This window comes from Bifidobacterium sp. LH_230 (assembly GCF_056357555.1).
Genome location: NZ_JBKEWJ010000001.1, coordinates 204,056 through 220,727 on the forward strand (window position 1 = coordinate 204,056; position 16,672 = coordinate 220,727).

At 61.5% G+C, this 16,672-nt stretch carries 16 protein-coding genes; 8 read left to right on the plus strand and 8 right to left on the minus strand.

Features of this window, described 5'->3' with window-relative positions; genetic code table 11:
• Position 1: 1 nt before the first annotated feature.
• From AC1A0G_RS00735 to AC1A0G_RS00745, 3 genes are all read right to left on the minus strand, one after another.
• Positions 2-1,207 (minus strand): SPFH domain-containing protein, encoded by a 1,206-nt coding sequence (locus AC1A0G_RS00735; protein WP_476526738.1) that lies wholly within the window; start codon positions 1,205-1,207, stop codon positions 2-4.
• Positions 1,208-1,291: 84 nt separating this feature from the next.
• Complete coding sequence (locus tag AC1A0G_RS00740) at positions 1,292-1,525, minus strand: hypothetical protein (RefSeq protein ID WP_476526740.1); 234 nt, start codon at positions 1,523-1,525, stop codon at positions 1,292-1,294.
• Positions 1,526-1,608: 83 nt separating this feature from the next.
• Positions 1,609-3,057 carry a DUF6591 domain-containing protein gene (locus AC1A0G_RS00745; protein ID WP_476526741.1) on the minus strand — a complete coding sequence of 483 codons (1,449 nt, stop codon included), beginning with the start codon at positions 3,055-3,057 and terminating at the stop codon, positions 1,609-1,611.
• Positions 3,058-3,435: 378 nt separating this feature from the next.
• On the opposite strand from AC1A0G_RS00745, the gene AC1A0G_RS00750 reads away from it, so the two are divergent.
• The 3 genes from AC1A0G_RS00750 (at position 3,436) to AC1A0G_RS00760 (ending at position 8,112) form a co-directional block, all read left to right on the plus strand.
• Positions 3,436-3,879, plus strand: a complete 444-nt coding sequence (locus AC1A0G_RS00750) for a helix-turn-helix domain-containing protein (RefSeq protein ID WP_476526742.1) — start codon at positions 3,436-3,438, stop codon at positions 3,877-3,879.
• A 14-nt stretch (positions 3,880-3,893) separates the two neighbouring features.
• The gene (locus AC1A0G_RS00755) at positions 3,894-5,495 is read left to right on the plus strand and encodes a serine/threonine-protein kinase (RefSeq protein ID WP_476526743.1); all 1,602 of its coding nucleotides are present in this window, start codon (positions 3,894-3,896) and stop codon (positions 5,493-5,495) included.
• An 82-nt stretch (positions 5,496-5,577) separates the two neighbouring features.
• The gene (locus AC1A0G_RS00760) at positions 5,578-8,112 is read left to right on the plus strand and encodes an excinuclease ABC subunit UvrA (protein ID WP_476526744.1); all 2,535 of its coding nucleotides are present in this window, start codon (positions 5,578-5,580) and stop codon (positions 8,110-8,112) included.
• On the opposite strand, the gene AC1A0G_RS00765 is transcribed toward AC1A0G_RS00760, so the two are convergent.
• The gene (locus AC1A0G_RS00765; RefSeq protein WP_476526745.1) at positions 8,081-9,406 is read right to left on the minus strand and encodes a hypothetical protein; all 1,326 of its coding nucleotides are present in this window, start codon (positions 9,404-9,406) and stop codon (positions 8,081-8,083) included. The two genes, AC1A0G_RS00760 and AC1A0G_RS00765, sit on opposite strands and share 32 nt — an antisense overlap.
• A 164-nt stretch (positions 9,407-9,570) precedes the next feature.
• Here AC1A0G_RS00765 and AC1A0G_RS00770 point away from each other — a divergent pair, with 164 nt between their 5' ends.
• From AC1A0G_RS00770 to AC1A0G_RS00780, 3 genes are all read left to right on the plus strand, one after another.
• Positions 9,571-9,912: a type II toxin-antitoxin system HicB family antitoxin gene (locus AC1A0G_RS00770; protein WP_476526746.1), complete on the plus strand. Its 342-nt coding sequence runs from the start codon at positions 9,571-9,573 to the stop codon at positions 9,910-9,912.
• A 282-nt stretch (positions 9,913-10,194) separates the two neighbouring features.
• Positions 10,195-10,347: a hypothetical protein gene (locus AC1A0G_RS00775; RefSeq protein WP_476526747.1), complete on the plus strand. Its 153-nt coding sequence runs from the start codon at positions 10,195-10,197 to the stop codon at positions 10,345-10,347.
• A gap of 102 nt (positions 10,348-10,449) precedes the next feature.
• Positions 10,450-11,247, plus strand: a complete 798-nt coding sequence (locus AC1A0G_RS00780) for a hypothetical protein (protein ID WP_476526748.1) — start codon at positions 10,450-10,452, stop codon at positions 11,245-11,247.
• Between the two features lie 182 nt (positions 11,248-11,429).
• Here the strand turns inward: AC1A0G_RS00780 and AC1A0G_RS00785 are convergent, their stop codons facing one another.
• Positions 11,430-11,882, minus strand: a complete 453-nt coding sequence (locus AC1A0G_RS00785) for an N-acetyltransferase family protein (RefSeq protein WP_476526749.1) — start codon at positions 11,880-11,882, stop codon at positions 11,430-11,432.
• A 76-nt stretch (positions 11,883-11,958) separates the two neighbouring features.
• A complete protein-coding gene (locus AC1A0G_RS00790) occupies positions 11,959-12,135 on the minus strand; it encodes a hypothetical protein (RefSeq protein ID WP_476526750.1) in 177 nt (58 codons plus the stop codon).
• A 283-nt stretch (positions 12,136-12,418) separates the two neighbouring features.
• On the opposite strand from AC1A0G_RS00790, the gene AC1A0G_RS00795 reads away from it, so the two are divergent.
• Entirely contained in the window at positions 12,419-13,780 is a 1,362-nt protein-coding gene (locus tag AC1A0G_RS00795) for an MATE family efflux transporter (RefSeq protein ID WP_476526751.1), read from the plus strand.
• Positions 13,781-13,901: 121 nt separating this feature from the next.
• Complete coding sequence (locus tag AC1A0G_RS00800) at positions 13,902-14,432, plus strand: PadR family transcriptional regulator (protein WP_476526752.1); 531 nt, start codon at positions 13,902-13,904, stop codon at positions 14,430-14,432.
• 85 nt (positions 14,433-14,517) lie between these two features.
• Here AC1A0G_RS00800 and AC1A0G_RS00805 read toward each other — a convergent pair whose 3' ends face one another.
• Positions 14,518-15,789 (minus strand): MalY/PatB family protein, encoded by a 1,272-nt coding sequence (locus AC1A0G_RS00805; RefSeq protein ID WP_476526753.1) that lies wholly within the window; start codon positions 15,787-15,789, stop codon positions 14,518-14,520.
• Complete coding sequence (locus AC1A0G_RS00810) at positions 15,786-16,658, minus strand: DUF3737 family protein (RefSeq protein WP_476526754.1); 873 nt, start codon at positions 16,656-16,658, stop codon at positions 15,786-15,788. The genes AC1A0G_RS00805 and AC1A0G_RS00810 overlap by 4 nt, the downstream gene beginning before the upstream one ends.
• Positions 16,659-16,672: the final 14 nt, after the last annotated feature.

Sequence of the window (16,672 nt, forward strand, 5' to 3'; positions counted from 1 at the left end):
GTCACAGGCCCAGAATCTGGCGTTTCTTCGCCTCGAATTCGTCTTTGGACAGGATTCCGGCATCCAGCAGTTCTTTGAGCTTCTTCACTGCGTCCAGCTGCTCGTTCACCGACATGGCATTATCTCCGGCGGACGCTGCGGTTGATGGTGCATCCTGTGCCGGAGACGTGGTCGGCTGAGCCTGCATCGCCGGAACCGGGGGTGCAGAATATGCCAACGGTGCTGCGTTCAGCGGATTGACGGATTGCGCCACGGCCATGCCCAGCATCATGCCGCCTCCGTCGCCGAAGCCATGCTCGCCGATGCCGGCCGCGATGCGTTGCTGTGCGGCCATATTCCCGGCTTGGGCCGACACATGCTCATAGGCTGCGACATCCATCCTGTTCGAAGAGAACCGTTTCACCAGCTCGCGCGATTCGTCTGTGAACTCGATGCTTTCGATGCCCACGTTGGTGACCTCAAAGCCGAATCGAGATCCCCACGTGCCTGCGTTCGCGGCGTCGGAACGGACCGTGCGGGCGATCTCGTTCGACTGTCCCGGCAGCTGAGAGATCCGATATTCGTCGGATAGGGAGTTGATGGCGACGCTGAACGACTGGATGAACTCCGACAGGATTTGACGTCGGGCACCGGGATCGTCGAACGAATACGAAGCCATATTCGCCGGTACGAAATTACGTACGAACCGCAACGGATCAATGACCTTAAGCGACATCGCCCCTCGTGCGCGGATCTCCAGATCGGTATCGTAGAACCGGTCATGATAGACCAGCGGCGACGGGGTGCCAAACTTGACCCCTCGGATCTCGCGCAGGTTGATGAACGCCACGTATTTCGTGACGCCGGGCTGGCCTCCGAACGTAAACCGTTCGGCCACCTGATCGAGAATCGAGCCCAAACCATCGCCGGCGAGCACGCTTTTCTCCCCGTTGCGGTACTCGTATCCACCGGGTTCGCGAATCACGTTTTCAATGCCCGATTGGCTGAAGATGAACGCCGCCGTGTTTTCGGGCACATAGATGCGCGATCCGTTAGATATCACGCCTTCGGAACCGCTGTCGTTCGACCCGCGGCCGTTGTTGGCGCTCCGCGGAACGCCCGGAGAGACGACCGTATGCTCGGCGAACGTGCCGGCGGTTATGATGTCTTTCCATAGATCGGCGAACGTGCCGCCGAGTGCGCCGGAGAAGGCTCTGATGATTGCCATGTTCGATTCCTTACGTTGGTGGTTGGAGTTCGGCTCCCATATGCGTTTGGTTGTTCGACCGATGTCGTTATGCCGCGGTTGTGATTACGGAAGTTGGGTTTCCCGGTCGCAATATGCGCAACGTACCGTTTCGTGACGTGCCCCTGCCAGCGGTGCTCCGCATCCTTCGCAAGTGGCGGTCGAACGTGATTCCGGCATGCCCAATCCGGTGCGGAACGCGCCGAAGGTGTCCTTGAGGGTTCCGGCCAGCTGCTCGGTGCCCGGAATGGCTCGGGTGAACGTTGGCTTGTCGTCTTCGTGACGGTCGAACAATCCCATGTCTGCTCCTTAGGGTTGGTTGAGACTGTTGCGATCTGGTCGGGTGGCCGACGGTCATGCCGGCGACCCGACCAGATCAGCGGTTATTGGATGGATGCGAGCTTCTCGTTCACGCGCGTCTGCACTTCGATGTAGTACTGCTGTTCCTCCGGGGTGAGCGTGCCTTCGCCGATCTCGTTGAACTTCTTCGTCATGTCGTTGTATTTGACGAGCATCTTCGCATAGTCGGCGGCCATGCTTAAGGGTTTGTCTTCGGAGTCGTACTTGGTCATGAAGTCCACGTATTCGTTCATGAACGATTCGTAACTGTCCATCGCGGTCTTGAAGTCGGATTCCGATGTGCCGGACTGTGCGGAGTTGGTGTTCGTGTCCGTGGACTGATTCGCGTCGGACTGATCATTGCCCGACTGATCGTTGTCCGACTGATTCGTCGAGTTTGAGTCGGTGCCGGTCTGGTCGTCAGGCTGCTGTTCCGTCGTGCCGGATGACTTGCCATCCGGCGGATAGATGAAGATGTCCATGACGTTCGTGTTGTGGTCGTTCACCGTCACCTGCACGCTGTAACCGGCCTTGTTCTTGCCGCTGAACGATGTGTCTGACTTGTAGTAGTCGACGTTGAATCCTTTCTCCTGCACGGACTTGACATATGCCGCGTACTGTGAGGCGTCGGTGTCGCAGACGGAGACGGAGAAGGAGCTCGAACTTTCGCTCTTGATCTCGCCCGTGCCGGATTGAGGCTGCGGCAGTTGCGCAACGAGGTCGGACGACGGCCACGTGTACTCCTTGCAGGTGACCTTCAGCGACTCCTGATAGGCTTTTTCGTCAGCTTGATGCTTGAGTCCGGCGCGAACGGCTCCCACGCCTCCGACGATCAACGCCACGACGGTGATGCCGGCCGCGATCAGCGCGAGGATGCGCTCCTTGTGCTGATCGTTCTTGCGGGTGACGTATACGGAGTATCCGGATAGCAGCGCCGGAAGCACCGTAAGCATCGCGAGCGTTCCCCATGAAGGGCTGGCGAACGTGCATAGCAGGAACAGCACGGCCGCTATGATGGCGAGCCTTACCGTCTTGGATGGTCGGCGAGGTTCTGCGGTGCCGGATTCGGTCGCCGTGCCGGCCGTCGGCGTGCGGGAGGCGCTGGGATTCGTGGCATGTGCTGCCGAGTGTGCCGCGACGGAGTCGAGATTCGCGTAGAATTCGGCGGTGCGCTTGCCGGTGTGATCGCCTTCGGCGTACAGTTTTGCCTCGGTGCCGCCGCCCGGCGCGGCGGTCAGATGTAATGTGAACCGCGCGTCCTCGTAGTCGTGAAAGGCAATGGTGCCCGAAGCGGCGTCTTCGCTGTCCAGTGTGAACGTCGCGCCGGTAGACAATACATCGTGGGCCAATCGGAGTGTCTGCATAGGGTCGATCGGATAGATGCGGTCGGCGGCTGATGCCGCTGCCGGGTTGGTGCCCGCGGGTGTTTCGGATGGTTGCGTTATCGGTGTCGGGTCGGGAGAGGATGCCGGTTGGTTGATCGGATTGGTCATGTCCTGTTCTTTCTCTTCAGCAGCAGCATGGTGATCGTGGAGGCGGCGAGTCCGGCGGCGGTCACTGTCAAACCGACCGCGATGGCGGTTTTCCAACGTTCGCTCATATTCCTCGTCCCTTCGTGCGTGCGACGTGCCGCTGCACGTCATCTTCAATGTAATACCATGTGAAAATGTAATCAAATTAGCATAATGTTAAAATAATGGCGACAATGTAGAGTGGGTCCTTCCATATCGGGAATGCTGATACGCGGTCATTATCACGACCGCCCAGTGTCGCCGCATCAGTTGTCAACTGATTTTTTGACATATTCGCGGCAGTCGTATGTGACCATGCGGTACAGATGACTGCCGGGCGGTATAAATGAAGGCATGGCAATGAATGGGATCGATCATGAACGACTGCTCACCGAAGAGCTGCTGGAACGATTGCTGGCCAGCGACGCCATCGAGACGTATCTCGACGAGGAACGGATCGGCGATCACACGTTGATCGACTACCTGCGGTTCCTGCTGGATCGGCATGGCGTGAAACGTGCGGCGGTGGCACGGGCATCCGGCATCAATCCAACGGTCATCTACGACGTCTTCGCAGGCAAAAGCCGTCCCGGGCGCGATCATGCGATTCGCATCGCCTTCGGAATCGGCTGTGATCTGCGTGAGACGCAACGGCTGTTGCGCTGTGCCGGAGTGTCGGAACTGTGGTGCCGCCAACGTCGAGATGCGATCATCATCTGGTGCATACGCAACGGTTGCGATCTCGCCAGTGTCGACGACGAACTCTACCGATTCGGCGAGCCGACGTTGGTGCCGGCCGACTGAAAGCGTCGATGCGTATGGATGATGTACAGACGTTGCATGCAATGGGATTGGACGACGCATACCATGTTGAGCGGACGCTCGCCGATGGTCCTTCGGGGCTGACGGAACTGGTGAGCTTGGATGGGGCCGGGCCGTTCGTCCGCAAAAAGATACCGCTGCAAATGGCGCGACGCCGTCTATGGTCCGCGCTTGCCGAATGTCGTTCTCCCAGACTGCCGCACATCGAAGCCTCGTATGAATTGCCGGATCGTTTCGTAATCGTCTATGACTGGGTTCCCGGCGTCACGCTCGACCGGTATGTGCGGGAGCGGGACTCGTTGGAAGAATCCGAAACGACCCGCATTGCCGTGCAAATATGCGAGGCCGTTGACGAACTGCACGCGCACGGCATCATTCATCGTGACATCACGCCCTCGAACATCATCATCGCGCAAGACGGTGCGCACCTCATTGATTTCGGCATTGCCCGGGAGGAAACCGGCGATGGTCGGCATCGAGCGCGAGACACGACCACACTGGGCACCTGGGGGTACGCCGCGCCCGAACAGTACGGTTTTGCGGCCACCGATGCGCGTACCGACATCTATGCGTTGGGCCGATTGATCGGCTACATGATGACCGGGGTCCAGCCCGCCGACGCGTCGTATGAGCGTGCGCTCGCCGGCTGCCAGATGACATCAGGCCTGCGCGCCATCGTCGACAAGGCGTGTGCGTTCGAGCCGAGTGCACGAATGCAGACCGTGACTGAACTGCGCGACGATCTGGAACGAGGATATGGAGATGGCGAGGCGTCGCATCGATCGGACTTAACTGAATCGACGTACCGACGCACAGCGTTGTCTCGCCGGGGCGTCGCGTGGATCGCCGCTGGCCTTGTTGCGTTGTTGGCTGCCGGTGGAATTGGATATGCGGCGCTTCACGTTCGGAAAGATGCGGTCGATGGCGGTGATGCCGAAACGATCGGCGCCATGCAAACGCAGTCCGGAGCCGGAGGACAGTCCGGCGAAAATACAGGTGATGGCTCGATTCTGAAACGGAATCCTCTCGAGCTGGCCGAATACGGATGGTCCGCGACTGGTGGATATGTCGAATACGCCGTTGCGTTGCGCAATACGGACACCGAATATGCCGTGCGTTTCCCGAAAGTCACCATTACGGGCAAGGACGGCGACGGTTCGGTTATATTTTCCGATACTCCGGTATTTCCGTTGCTGTATGCCGGGCAGCGTGCGTATTTTGCCGGTCAGATTGGGAATGGAGAGCGTCCGGTGTCCGTGGACTTTACGGTCGAAATGCCGACGGCATCGGACGTCGTGGACACTGACGGGACAGAGGAGTTCTCCGTGCGTGGTGTGCGCCGAAGCGACGGCGGTTCGGGAATCGTCACGTTCGGCGGCGAAGTGTATACGAAACGAGATGACGACAACGGGAATGGTATCTATCTTGCCGATACCGTTGTTGTCGTGCTTGTGCTGAGAGACAAGAACGGGCGCATCGTCTACGGGCGTGATACGCAGATCTCCAAACCCGCATTGGGAAAGACTCGTGCGTTCTCCATCGAAACCTATGGGTTGCCTGACTATGAGTCCTACGAGGTGTATGCGCATGGCGCATAACGGGGTATGCGACCGGCTCTAAGAGATGTGGATGAGAGGCGGTTCTACAATTGACCGCATGGCATATGAGCAGGGGGATGAGATGTCGGAAACGGAAGTTTTGGCGGCGGATGGCAAGCGGCGGGCGTCGGCGCCCAAGGTGATTGAGGTGCGTGGGGCGCGGGTGCATAATCTGAAGAACGTCGATGTGGATGTGCCGTTGGGACAGATGGTCGGCGTTGCGGGCGTGTCCGGGTCGGGCAAGTCGTCGCTGGCATTGGGTGTGCTGTATGCGGAAGGATCGCGGCGGTATCTTGAGGCGCTGTCGACCTATACGAGGCGACGTCTGACGCAGGCGAGCCGTGCGCAGGTGGACGACGTGCGCTATGTGCCGGCTGCGCTGGCGTTGCATCAGCGGCCGAGCGTGCCCGGCATCCGCTCCACATTCGGCACGATGAGCGAACTGCTCAACAGTCTGCGGCTCCTGTTCTCACGCTGCGGCACCCACGTATGCCCGCACTGCGGCGCGCGCAACGAGCCGACGCTCGATGTGGCCGCCGGGCTGCCGGTCGTCTGCTCGTCATGCGGCGAACGGTTCTACGCGCCCGGCGCCGAGGATCTCGCCTTCAATTCGGGCGGCGCATGCCCGACCTGTTCCGGCACCGGCATCGTGCGCGAGGTGAACCGGGCGGCGCTCGTGCCTGATGAGTCGAAATCCATCGACGACGGGGCGGTGCTGCCATGGGGTTCGCTCATGTGGGACCTCATGAAGCAGGTGTGCGGTGCGATGGGCGTGCGCACCAACGTGCCGTTCCGGGAATTGACACCCAAGGAACGCGACATCGTCTTCAACGGTCCTGCCGTCAAGAAGCATATCCTCTACCGGTCCAAAAAGTCGGATGACTTCGCGGAACTGGACTTCACGTACTACAACGCCGTATACACCGTCGAAAACGCGCTCGCCAAAGCCAAGGACGAAAAGGGTCTGAAACGCGTGGCACGGTTCCTGATCGAACGCCCATGCCGCGACTGCGACGGCACCAGACTGAGCGACTCCGCGCGTGCGCCGCAGGTGCGCGGATTGAACCTGGCACAGGCGATCGGCATGGCGTTGGACGACGCCGTGGCATGGGTGCGCGGCGTGCCGGACACGGTGCCGCCCGACATGCGGCCGATGGCGACGAACATCTGCGAATCGTTCCTCGACGTGGCGAAACGGCTGCTGGAACTCGGCCTTAGCTACCTGTCGCTCGACCGTGCCGGCTCCACGCTGTCGACCGGCGAACGCCAGCGCGTGCAGTTGGCCCGCGCGGTACGCAACCGCACCACCGGCGTGCTGTACGTGCTCGACGAACCGTCCATCGGATTGCACCCGTCGAATGTCGACGGACTGCTCGGAGTGATGCATGATCTCATCGACGATGGCAATTCCGTGGTGGTGGTCGACCATGACGTGCGCGTACTCGCCGCGGCCGACCACCTGATCGAAATGGGTCCGGTCGCCGGCGCGGACGGCGGCCATGTTATCGCACAGGGGTCGGTGCCCGAAGTCGAACGGAACCCTGACAGCCGCATCGCGCCGTTCCTGAACGAACACGGCCAGACGCGGGTGCGTGCTTCCATCGCGCCGGAACGGGTGTTCGATCTCGGCCGTATTCATATGGAGACCGGTCCGATACACACCGTCAAACCGCTGAGCGTGGACGTTCCCCGCGGCCGACTGATCGCGGTGACCGGCGTCTCCGGCTCCGGCAAGACCACGCTCGTACTGGAAACACTGATCCCCGCCCTGCAGGCCAATGCCGAAGGAACCACGCCGCCAGAGCAGGTGCGATCCATATCCGTGGACGGCGTCAGCCGAGTCAACCTGATCGACGCCACGCCGATCGGCGCGAACGTGAGGTCCACCGTCGCCACCTATTCAAGCGTGCACGACGAGCTGCGCCGCGCCTTCGCGCGCACCGAAGAAGCCAAGACGGCCGGATACAAGGCCGGCGACTTCTCCTACAACACGGGACGTCTGCGCTGCCCGACCTGCGACGGCACCGGCTCGATTTCGCTTGATGTGCAGTTCCTGCCCGACGTGACCATCGCATGCCCGGATTGCCGAGGCAGCCGGTACGCGCCGGCCGCAAACGGCATCCACTGGGGCGCCGACAAGCCGATGACCTTGCCGCAGATGATGGCCATGAGCGTGGACGAGGCGCTTGCCGTGACGGAACCCCTGCGCAAGGCGCACGCATCGCTGGCCACGTTGCATGATCTCGGATTGGGATATCTCACGCTGGGGGAGCCGACCCCATCCCTGTCGGGCGGAGAGGCACAACGTCTGAAACTGGCCAGCGAGATGGGCCGGACGCAGTCAGACGCCGTGTTCGTGTTCGATGAGCCGACCATCGGCTTGCATCCGCTCGACGTGCGCGTGCTGCTGTCCGTGTTCGACCGTCTGGTAGCGGCGGGCGCGACCGTGGTGGTCATCGAGCATGACCTTGACATGATCGCCAACGCCGATTGGATCATCGACATGGGGCCGGGCGGCGGCGAACACGGCGGGCGCATCGTGGCCACCGGCACGCCCGATCAGATCGCCGCCAATCCCGCCAGCATCACCGGCCGATACCTGTCCGCTCACGACTGACCGTGCCGATGCGTGGCGCGGATTGCGATTCCTCCACCGCATCATGGGCGCTTTGGTCGAACAGACGGACCTCGCCGATGGGATACCAACTGGCCTGGGCTATCACCTCCTTCGCATGTTCGGTTGGCAACGTGACGAAATCGCTCACCTCGGCGTCGGGGAACGCGACATCGTCATACGGCGGCATCACATATCGCGGCACGATGCCGACGCGATCCTCGCCGCGCACCGCTCGAAGCATGGTGCCGGCATGGGGAACGGTCAACGGCCATCCCGCGTCGTGCAGCGCCAGCGCCACGCCGATGGCGTTCGCGCAGATCGGATACGCCGCACCATCCAGCACCAGCGTCCACCCGGACTCGTCGTGCATCGGCGTCAGTGTGATCCACGAGAAACCCGGACCAGGCAGTATCTCCCACATGTGCCGGTTGCCGCACCCATCCTCGATCCATGACAGGAACTGCTCGGGGGAGTCCCGGTCAAGAAGCATGTCCGCCGCCCGGCCGCGTGGATTCGCATAGGTTCTATGCCAGTCTTCGGGCAAGGCCTCCGCCGAAGGAGAGGGAAACCGTGCCGCCGCATAGGCGTCTGCGCACGCCCGGTAATAATCGTTCAGACTCAGCTCGTGCAACTGGTGCTCGGTGCCCGGCCGTTTTGCCGATCCCAAGGACGGGCGTACGAACAATCGGTCGAACCGTTCGAGTTCGTCCCCGTGTACGGTGGCGCGGATATAGGCAAGGCTTTCCGGGAAAATCTCCCAGTACGTCTTGCGCGGCATCGACCCCATACGCATGTCGACCGGAAGTCGTTCGTCCACCCATGCGTTGTATGTGCCTTGGGCGCAACGGCGCACGCAATCCTCCACGCCAGCGATCAGCCATGACATCAGCTGCATGACGAACGCAGGGTCGGCGTTATCCGGCGCATCGCGTACGAACCTCACCGAAAACCGATCGTTGACCGTCAACAGCCGCAGGTCGTCCCGTTCCTCGTACGTCAGCCGATACCACTGCACCTTGTCGGGGTAGCAGTCCCGCCAATGCGCATCGAACTGCTCATATGAATCGAACACGCCGTCCGCATGCAGCGTCTCATAGGTACCGAACGCCTCGATGGGCCCTCGCTCGGCCGTGATCCACAGGGCGCGAAGCCCTGCCAGCGGCACGATATTGTGCAACAGCGCGATCAACGTTTGCACACGTAGGTCGATCGGAAGGATCAGATCGGGCGAGTTCGAATTCCGTATGCGCATCAGACCATCCACTTCAGGCGCATACAAGGTTGCGGTCGTCATGGTCGCTCCTTTCCGGACAGGACACTACGTCGTGTGTGATATCACTATTGATATCACAACGGTCGTACAAATGTTCGATTGAGGAGATCGGCGTGTCGATGCGGTTTTCGGCCGTTGCCGGCATGCGATATGGTGGGCGTAGCAGTGGTTCAGGGAGGTGTGCGATGACTGATGAAAGCGACCGATATGTCTATCGAATCCATTGGTCGAACGAGGACGACGGATTCGTCGCGACGGTGGCCGAACTGCCCGATCTGAGGTTCATCGCGCAGTCCTCGCTGGACGCGCTCGCCGGACTACGCGTGCTGGCCTCCGAACGCGTGGCCGCGATGCATTCCAAAGGCCAGACCGTGCCCGAACCGTTCGAGGACCGCCACTATTCCGGTCATATCATGGTGCGGGTTCCTCCGGAGGTCCATCGTCGGCTCACCATCGAAGCCGCCGAGCAAGGCGTTTCGCTCAATCGTCTGGTGCAATCCCGCCTGACGCAGCCGTCCAAGGAATAGCGGTCGGCCGCGAAATGCGTGCACAGCTCGGCATCTGATGCATGTCTGGCGCAAGCTATTGAAAGCGATAGACCGAAGTCCCCGCTTATGTGACAGGTGCCACATCAACGGCGGAAAAAAGAGTGAGTCCTCAGCGATATCGAATGAATGCGAAAGTTCTGGCGCATGACACCAGGGCAACGCATAGACTGCAACTCCATACCGCATGATCCCCGTCCCGTCTGTCCAGAAAGGAGGAAGACATCGATGGCGGGCGTTCGTTAGAATCCAATGAAGAGATTCATGAGGCGCGGTCCCGCCCACGATATGAGCCATGCCAAATATCAAGACAAGGGATACAATTTCGGCGTATGGGTGGAACGGTGCGCCGACACCGAGTCCGTGCGCATACTCACCGACCCCGACGAGTATGCGCACGGTCGAACGAATCTGTGACAACGAGGTCTGGTTTACCCATGAACTCGAGGTTAATGTGCGAATCATCCGCACATACTGCGAATGGCTTCACGACACCATGAGCGAGCAAAGGAGAAGATCATGGTCAGAGAAAACACATCATCTGATCCGGTGACCCAGATCATCGACACCACCGTGTCGGATGCCGCATTGCCGAAGCCGACCGGCCTGCCCGTCACGTTGCCGCCGCCCGGAGACGGGAGCAATGGCAACGGCGGGCAGTCCAGCAAACACAGGAAGAAAGGCGGATGGCGGCGAATACTAAGGATCTTCGCGTGGACAGTCGCGTTCCTGTTCACGCTTCTGCTCGGCGTAGGCGTAGGCGGCGCGTCAACCGCTGATCCGACCACGTCCACTCAGTACAAGGATCTCCAGCAGCAACTCACTAGCCAGCAGGAGCAGACCCAGGACGTGCAGAAGCAGCTCGACGCCCTGAATGAAAAGGTCGGCGACCTCGATTCGCTCCAAAAGCAGCTGGACGAGCAGAAGAACACTCAGGAGCAGACGCAGAAGGACCTCGACAAGCAGAAGTCTGAGCAGGAGCGGACCCAGAAGCAGCTCGACGAGAAGCAGAAGGTCCAGGAGCAGAAGCAGTCCGAACTCGACGAGCGCGAGAAGAACATCGCCCAGCGTGAGGCCGAGAAGAAACGCAAGGAACAGGAGGCCATCCAAGCCGCCCAGCAGCAGGCCCAAGCCGAACAGCAGCAGACGCAGCAGCAGGCCGCGGCCGCGCCGCAGTCACCGCAGACCGACGGCAGTGGGGTGTTGGTGGCCGTTTGCAAGGATGGCACGCAATCCACTTCCTCGCCGGGAGCACGTGACTATAGGGGGATGTGTTCGCATCATGGCGGCATTGCCCAACGGCTGGGCCACCAGTGACAGGGTATAGGTGATAAACGGCACATGCTCTCCCGCACGCCAATGCGGGAGAGCATGTGACGGGGATACTGCAACATCCGGTTTCGGCGGTTGAAACAGGCCATACAAAAGAAGGAGGGCCGCTTCCTCATCGCGGTACCGTGAGCACGGCCATGGCATGGGCGAAGCTACCTGTTATGCGGTCAGTCATCTTCTATTTGGATGGGCGTGTACAGGTACAGGTGGTCCGTTGCCGTCGGAGTGAAGGTCTTCGACCAGATGTGGTATTCCGGATCGTTCTCGTCCTGGCCTTCGTCCTCGAAGCCGAGGTCGGAGAACAGGTGGATGCTGGCGGTGTTCCGCGGGTCGATCTGTGTCAGCACATAGGGTTCGCGTCCGTTTCGTGCGGCGTCGTTGGCCATCCATCGCAGCACGCAGTCCAAGAGGACTGCGCCGAGATGCCTGCCGTGTTCGCTCAGCGCAGTCGCGATGAACGAGATCGCATAACCGCTGGCCTGTGGGGATGCCGGATCGTATCCGAATTCGCAGCACCCGACGATGGACGATCCAGGAGTCTCTCCGTATTGGAGAACCATGCGGTACAGTCCCGGTTCGTCCTTGATCCGCAGGTCGCGAATGTAGCGTTGCACGTCCATGGCGTATTCCGGGGCATTCGGCTTGCAGCAGACGAAACGTCGCAGCGCGAGCTGATCGCCGGAATCGCACAGACGGCTAGTGACGATCGCTATTCGCAAGATTCTCGGTCTTCTTTGCGAGACGGACGGGACGGTTCAGCATCGCCCGGTGCAACCTCATCCATTTCGCATCCGCCTCGTTGCGCGGTTTGCCGTCGGCCGGCGGCACGTAAGTCGGAATGGGCTTCACCCCGGTTGCCGTCAAGGTCGTCATGGCCGCCTCCTTTCAACATGAATCAGATTAGAGGAACAAACTTACCTCTGATCAGTAGTCAATGCAATTCCTATGCTATCCCGACGGCACATCGAAGACACGCGACGTAAAGAGACATTATGACAAGCCTTGAGAATTCCGAGACGAAGAACGACGTGCGGCTGCATGGTGGGCTATAGGAAGCCGAACGGCATGCCCGACAAGCGGCTTCAAGAGGAGTAGCGGTTTGCATTGCAGGACAGTGGCCTCGAGCCGGTCCGAGCGGGGAGTACAGTAGCCAGACGTGGGGCAGATTCATACGATCAGACGCGCGAGCGCGGACGCGAAATACCGGCAGATGACCAGCCAGCCGATCCGCCCGCTCATCCTCAAGTTGTGCATTCCGGCCGTGATCTCGAATCTGGTCACCACCGCGTACAATCTGACGGACACGTTCTTCATTGGCCAGCTCGGCACCGCGCAATCCGGCGCGATCGGCATCGCGTTCTCCGTCATGACCGTCCTGCAGGCCATCGGATTCTTTTTCGGCAACGGCGCGGGCAATTCCATGAGCCGCGAACTGGGCAAGCAGAACAACGAACGCGCTGCCAAGCTGCTCGCCATCGGCTTCACCGGCGCGCTCGTGTGCGGCCTGACCGTCGCCGTCCTCGGTCTGCTGACCCTGCGCTGGCTGGTCGTCGCGCTCGGTTCGACCGCCACCATCGCGCCGTATGCCGTGCAATACCTCACGCCGATCCTCGCCGCCGCGCCCTGCGTGTGCGGATCGTTCGCGCTCAACGGCCTGCTGCGCTACCAGGGCCAGTCCGCGTTCGGCATGACCGGCCTCGTCTCGGGCGCGCTGCTCAACTTCCTGCTCGCGCCGCTGTTCATCTTCGTGCTTGACCTCGGCATCTTCGGCGCGGGACTGGCGACCGGCATCTGCCAGACGCTGAGCTTCGTGATCCTGACCACGCTGAGCCGCAAATTCGGCGTGATGAAGCTCTCCCTGCGCAACTGCCGACCCGACGTGCTGCTCATGCGCGAGATCGTCGGCGGCGGCCTGCCGTCGCTCATCCGCCAAGGCGCAGGCTCGATCGCGACCACCTGCGTGAACATCGCCGCCAACCCGTTCGGAGACGCGGCCATCGCCGGCATGGCCATCGTCATGCGCATCATGCTCGGCGCGAACTCGGTGATCGTCGGTCTTGGCCAGGGCTTCCAACCGGTGTGCGGCTACAACTACGGCGCCGGCAAATACGACCGCGTCAAACAGGCGTACTGGTTCTGCGTCAGACTGTCGACCGCCGTGCTCATCGTGCTCGGCGCGCTGATCTGGACGTTCGCGCCGCAGCTGGTCGAGATCTTCCGTTCCGATCCGGCCGTGGTCGAGGTCGGCGTGGCCGCGCTGCACTTCGAATGCGTCACGGTCGCGCTCAACGGCGTCAACATGATGGGCAACATGTCCACGCAGACGATGGGCAAAACCGGCGTCGCCTCGTTCCTCGCCGTATGCCGTATGGGCCTGTTCCTCGCCCCGGCCGTGCTGATCCTGCCGCACTTTTTCGGCGTGCTCGGCGTGGAGGTGGCCCAGTCCGTGTCCGACGTGCTTTCGTTCGCGGTGACCATTCCGTTCCAGCGCAGGATATTGCGCGGATTGTCACGGTGACGCTCACGGTGTCGCGATGTGCCCGCCCGGTGAGACGACTGACGCGACGTATGACGACCGCCGGTTACGCGCTGGGATGACGCGATGCTGATATATGTCGAAACGAGATATACTGTCACGCATGAGCGTGATCGAAACGATGATTCTGGGCTTCCTGTCGGAGCGTTCCATGTGCGGCTACGAGTTGCGCAAGAAGATGGAACAGCTGCAGGGATCGAGCCGTAAGTTCAGCGACGGCGCGATCTACCCGGCGACCGCCCGGCTCGTCGACGCCGGCCTGATCGCGGAGGAGTCCGAGATGCGCGACGGCCGCCAGCGTCGCCTGTTCACGCTGCTTGACGAGGGACGCGCCCGGCTGATCGACGAGCTGAAGAACACGAGCGGGTTCGACGTCAGCGATTTCACCCGTTGGACGGTCGTGCTCACGTTCCTGTCCGTCATCCCCGACAAGACCGACCGCGACGCGGTCCTGCGCCGCCGCTACGACCTGCTCAGCCGCGGCGACATCCACTTCTTCTATTGTGACGCCGGCAATCCGCTCTCGTCCGACCAGATCGCGGACCCGTACCGGCGCGGCATCATCACCGTGCATGACGCGCAGATCGCGGCCGAACTCGACTGGCTGCGCGCGATGCTCGACATCGACGCCTGAATTGATGTACGAAGAGGCGAGGGCGGCGGTCTGACGCAATGCAAACCGCCGCCCCTCGCCTATGAACGCTCCCTTGACTCTCGGCTTACAGCGCTCGCAACCCCGCGAACAGCCGCGCGAATCCCTCGCGCATCCGCACCCGCGGGCAGGCGACGTTGATGCGGATGAACGAGCTCCCGTTGCCGCCGAATTGCGCGCCGGAGGAGAACATCACCTTATGCTCGCGTTTGAGCCAGTCGCACAGCTCGGTGGTGGTCGCGAACCGCGACCCGTCCCCGACGAACGCCGAGCAATCCAGCCACAGCAGATACGTGGCCGGGCCGCTCACCAGCGTGACGTGACGGTTGGCCGCAGCCGAACCATTGTATTTGTCGATCAGCCGCGCCGCCTCATGCTTGTTGCCGGCCAGATACTCGCGCAGCGCGTCCAGCCATGCGCCGCCGTGCCCGAACGCGGCGATCGCCGCATCGATGGCGAACGCGTTCGGCTCTGCCACCTCGTCGGTGTTGAGCCCGCGCCACACCTTGTGCCGCAGCGTCGGATCGGGCACCATCACGGCCGCCGTATGCAGACCGGCGATGTTGAACGCCTTCGTCGGCGCCATGCACGTCACCGAAATCGCCGCGCACCGTTCGTCAACGGACGCGAACGGCACGTACGAGACACCCGGGTCGGTCAGATCACAGTGGATCTCATCGCTGATCACCGTGACGTGATGTCGCCAACACAGCTCGCCGATCCGCGCAAGCGTGGCGCGATCCCAGACCATGCCGGTCGGATTGTGCGGGTTGCACAGGATCATCAGCGAGGTCTGCGGGTCCGCGAGCTTCGCTTCCAGATCGGCCCAGTCGATCGCATACCGCCCGGCGGCCGAGTCGTAGACGAGCGGCGACTGGAGCGCATTGCGACCGTTGTTGAGAATCGAATTGAAGAAGATGTTGTACACGGGCGTCATGATGACCACGTTCTCGGCCGGCGTCGTCAGCTTGCGCACCATGCTCGAGATCGCCGGAATCACGCCCGTCGTGAAGATCAGCGACTCGGGGTCGATCGCAAGACCATGCCGCGAACCCCACCAGTCGACGTACGCGCGGCCCCACTCGTCCGGCACGATCGAATAGCCGAACACGCCGTGCGCGACGCGCCGTTCCAGCGCATCACGCAAGGCTGGCGCGGTCGGAAAGTCCATGTCCGCCACCCACATCGGCAGCGCGTCGCCGGCCTCCTCCCACTTGAGCGACCACGTGCCGGCACGATCCACCGGCGTATCGAAATCGAACGTGCCGCCGGCCGCGTCGGTTGCTCCGGTCTCGTTGATCGTGCCGGTCTCGTTGATCACGCCAGTCGTCCCGCTCATGCCGCACGCTCCCCGGTCAGAATCGTCGTCTTCGACGGGTCGATGCGATCCGCCTCCAACGTGAGCGTGCCGATCTCGTCGGCGCGGATCACGCCGCCGGTCGGATTGACGATGCTGTCGATCGTGCCATGCGCGTCCACATCCACCGTCGAATACTCGAACGCGCGCGTCGTATTGACCAGCCGGCAGTTCTTCATGACAAGGTTGTCGATATAGCACAGTCCCTGCAGGCTCTCGATCGTACAGTTGACGAACGTGAGATTGCGCGAGTTCCAGCCGAGATACTCACCGGAGATATACGAGTTCTCGACCGTCACGTTTTCCGTGTTCCAGAACGCGTCCTTGGAGATGAGCCGCGAATCGCGCACCGTGATGTCGCGCGCTCCGTCGAACGGATAGTTGCCGACCAGACGGAACCGTTCGGCGGTCACATGCTCGCAGTTCATGCCGAAATAATCGCCGCGGGCGACAACGTTGTCCAACGTCACGTTCGTGCAGCTCCAGAACGTCTCCTCGGCGTTCGTCAGATCGACGTTGCGCAGCGTGACATCGCTCGCCCGACGGAAGTTCTTCGGCGCCTCGATCGTGGAATCCTCCACCAGCATGCGGCTCGTGTACCACACGCCGGCGCGGCCCATCTCGAACCACGTCGAATTGCGCACGGTGATGTCGTTCGCGTACCACAGCGGATACTTCCACTGGAACGAGCAGTTGTCCAGCGTGATGTTGCGCGCGTGCTTGAGCGGCGACTCGCCGTCCGCGAAGATCGTATCGATATAGGTCATGTCGTGCGCGAAGAACTCCGCGCGCTCGCCGGTCAGCCGCGCCTGGCGAATGATGCCGGGCTGGTTCGTTGCAGGTTCGTTCATGAAACGTCCTCTAT

Excerpts from the sequence above, each read along its gene's own strand:
- AC1A0G_RS00805 (WP_476526753.1), bottom strand. The coding sequence starts at position 15,789 with ATGAGCGGGACGACTGGCGTGATCAACGAGACCGGCACGATCAACGAG.
- AC1A0G_RS00775 (WP_476526747.1), top strand. The coding sequence starts at position 10,195 with ATGAGGCGCGGTCCCGCCCACGATATGAGCCATGCCAAATATCAAGAC.
- AC1A0G_RS00760 (WP_476526744.1), top strand. The coding sequence starts at position 5,578 with ATGTCGGAAACGGAAGTTTTGGCGGCGGATGGCAAGCGGCGGGCGTCG.
- AC1A0G_RS00755 (WP_476526743.1), top strand. The coding sequence starts at position 3,894 with ATGGATGATGTACAGACGTTGCATGCAATGGGATTGGACGACGCATAC.
- AC1A0G_RS00810 (WP_476526754.1), bottom strand. The coding sequence starts at position 16,658 with ATGAACGAACCTGCAACGAACCAGCCCGGCATCATTCGCCAGGCGCGG.
- AC1A0G_RS00790 (WP_476526750.1), bottom strand. The coding sequence starts at position 12,135 with ATGACGACCTTGACGGCAACCGGGGTGAAGCCCATTCCGACTTACGTG.
- AC1A0G_RS00750 (WP_476526742.1), top strand. The coding sequence starts at position 3,436 with ATGAATGGGATCGATCATGAACGACTGCTCACCGAAGAGCTGCTGGAA.
- AC1A0G_RS00800 (WP_476526752.1), top strand. The coding sequence starts at position 13,902 with ATGAGCGTGATCGAAACGATGATTCTGGGCTTCCTGTCGGAGCGTTCC.
- AC1A0G_RS00780 (WP_476526748.1), top strand. The coding sequence starts at position 10,450 with ATGGTCAGAGAAAACACATCATCTGATCCGGTGACCCAGATCATCGAC.
- AC1A0G_RS00745 (WP_476526741.1), bottom strand. The coding sequence starts at position 3,057 with ATGACCAATCCGATCAACCAACCGGCATCCTCTCCCGACCCGACACCG.
- AC1A0G_RS00765 (WP_476526745.1), bottom strand. The coding sequence starts at position 9,406 with ATGACGACCGCAACCTTGTATGCGCCTGAAGTGGATGGTCTGATGCGC.
- AC1A0G_RS00735 (WP_476526738.1), bottom strand. The coding sequence starts at position 1,207 with ATGGCAATCATCAGAGCCTTCTCCGGCGCACTCGGCGGCACGTTCGCC.
- AC1A0G_RS00785 (WP_476526749.1), bottom strand. The coding sequence starts at position 11,882 with ATGGACGTGCAACGCTACATTCGCGACCTGCGGATCAAGGACGAACCG.
- AC1A0G_RS00770 (WP_476526746.1), top strand. The coding sequence starts at position 9,571 with ATGACTGATGAAAGCGACCGATATGTCTATCGAATCCATTGGTCGAAC.
- AC1A0G_RS00740 (WP_476526740.1), bottom strand. The coding sequence starts at position 1,525 with ATGGGATTGTTCGACCGTCACGAAGACGACAAGCCAACGTTCACCCGA.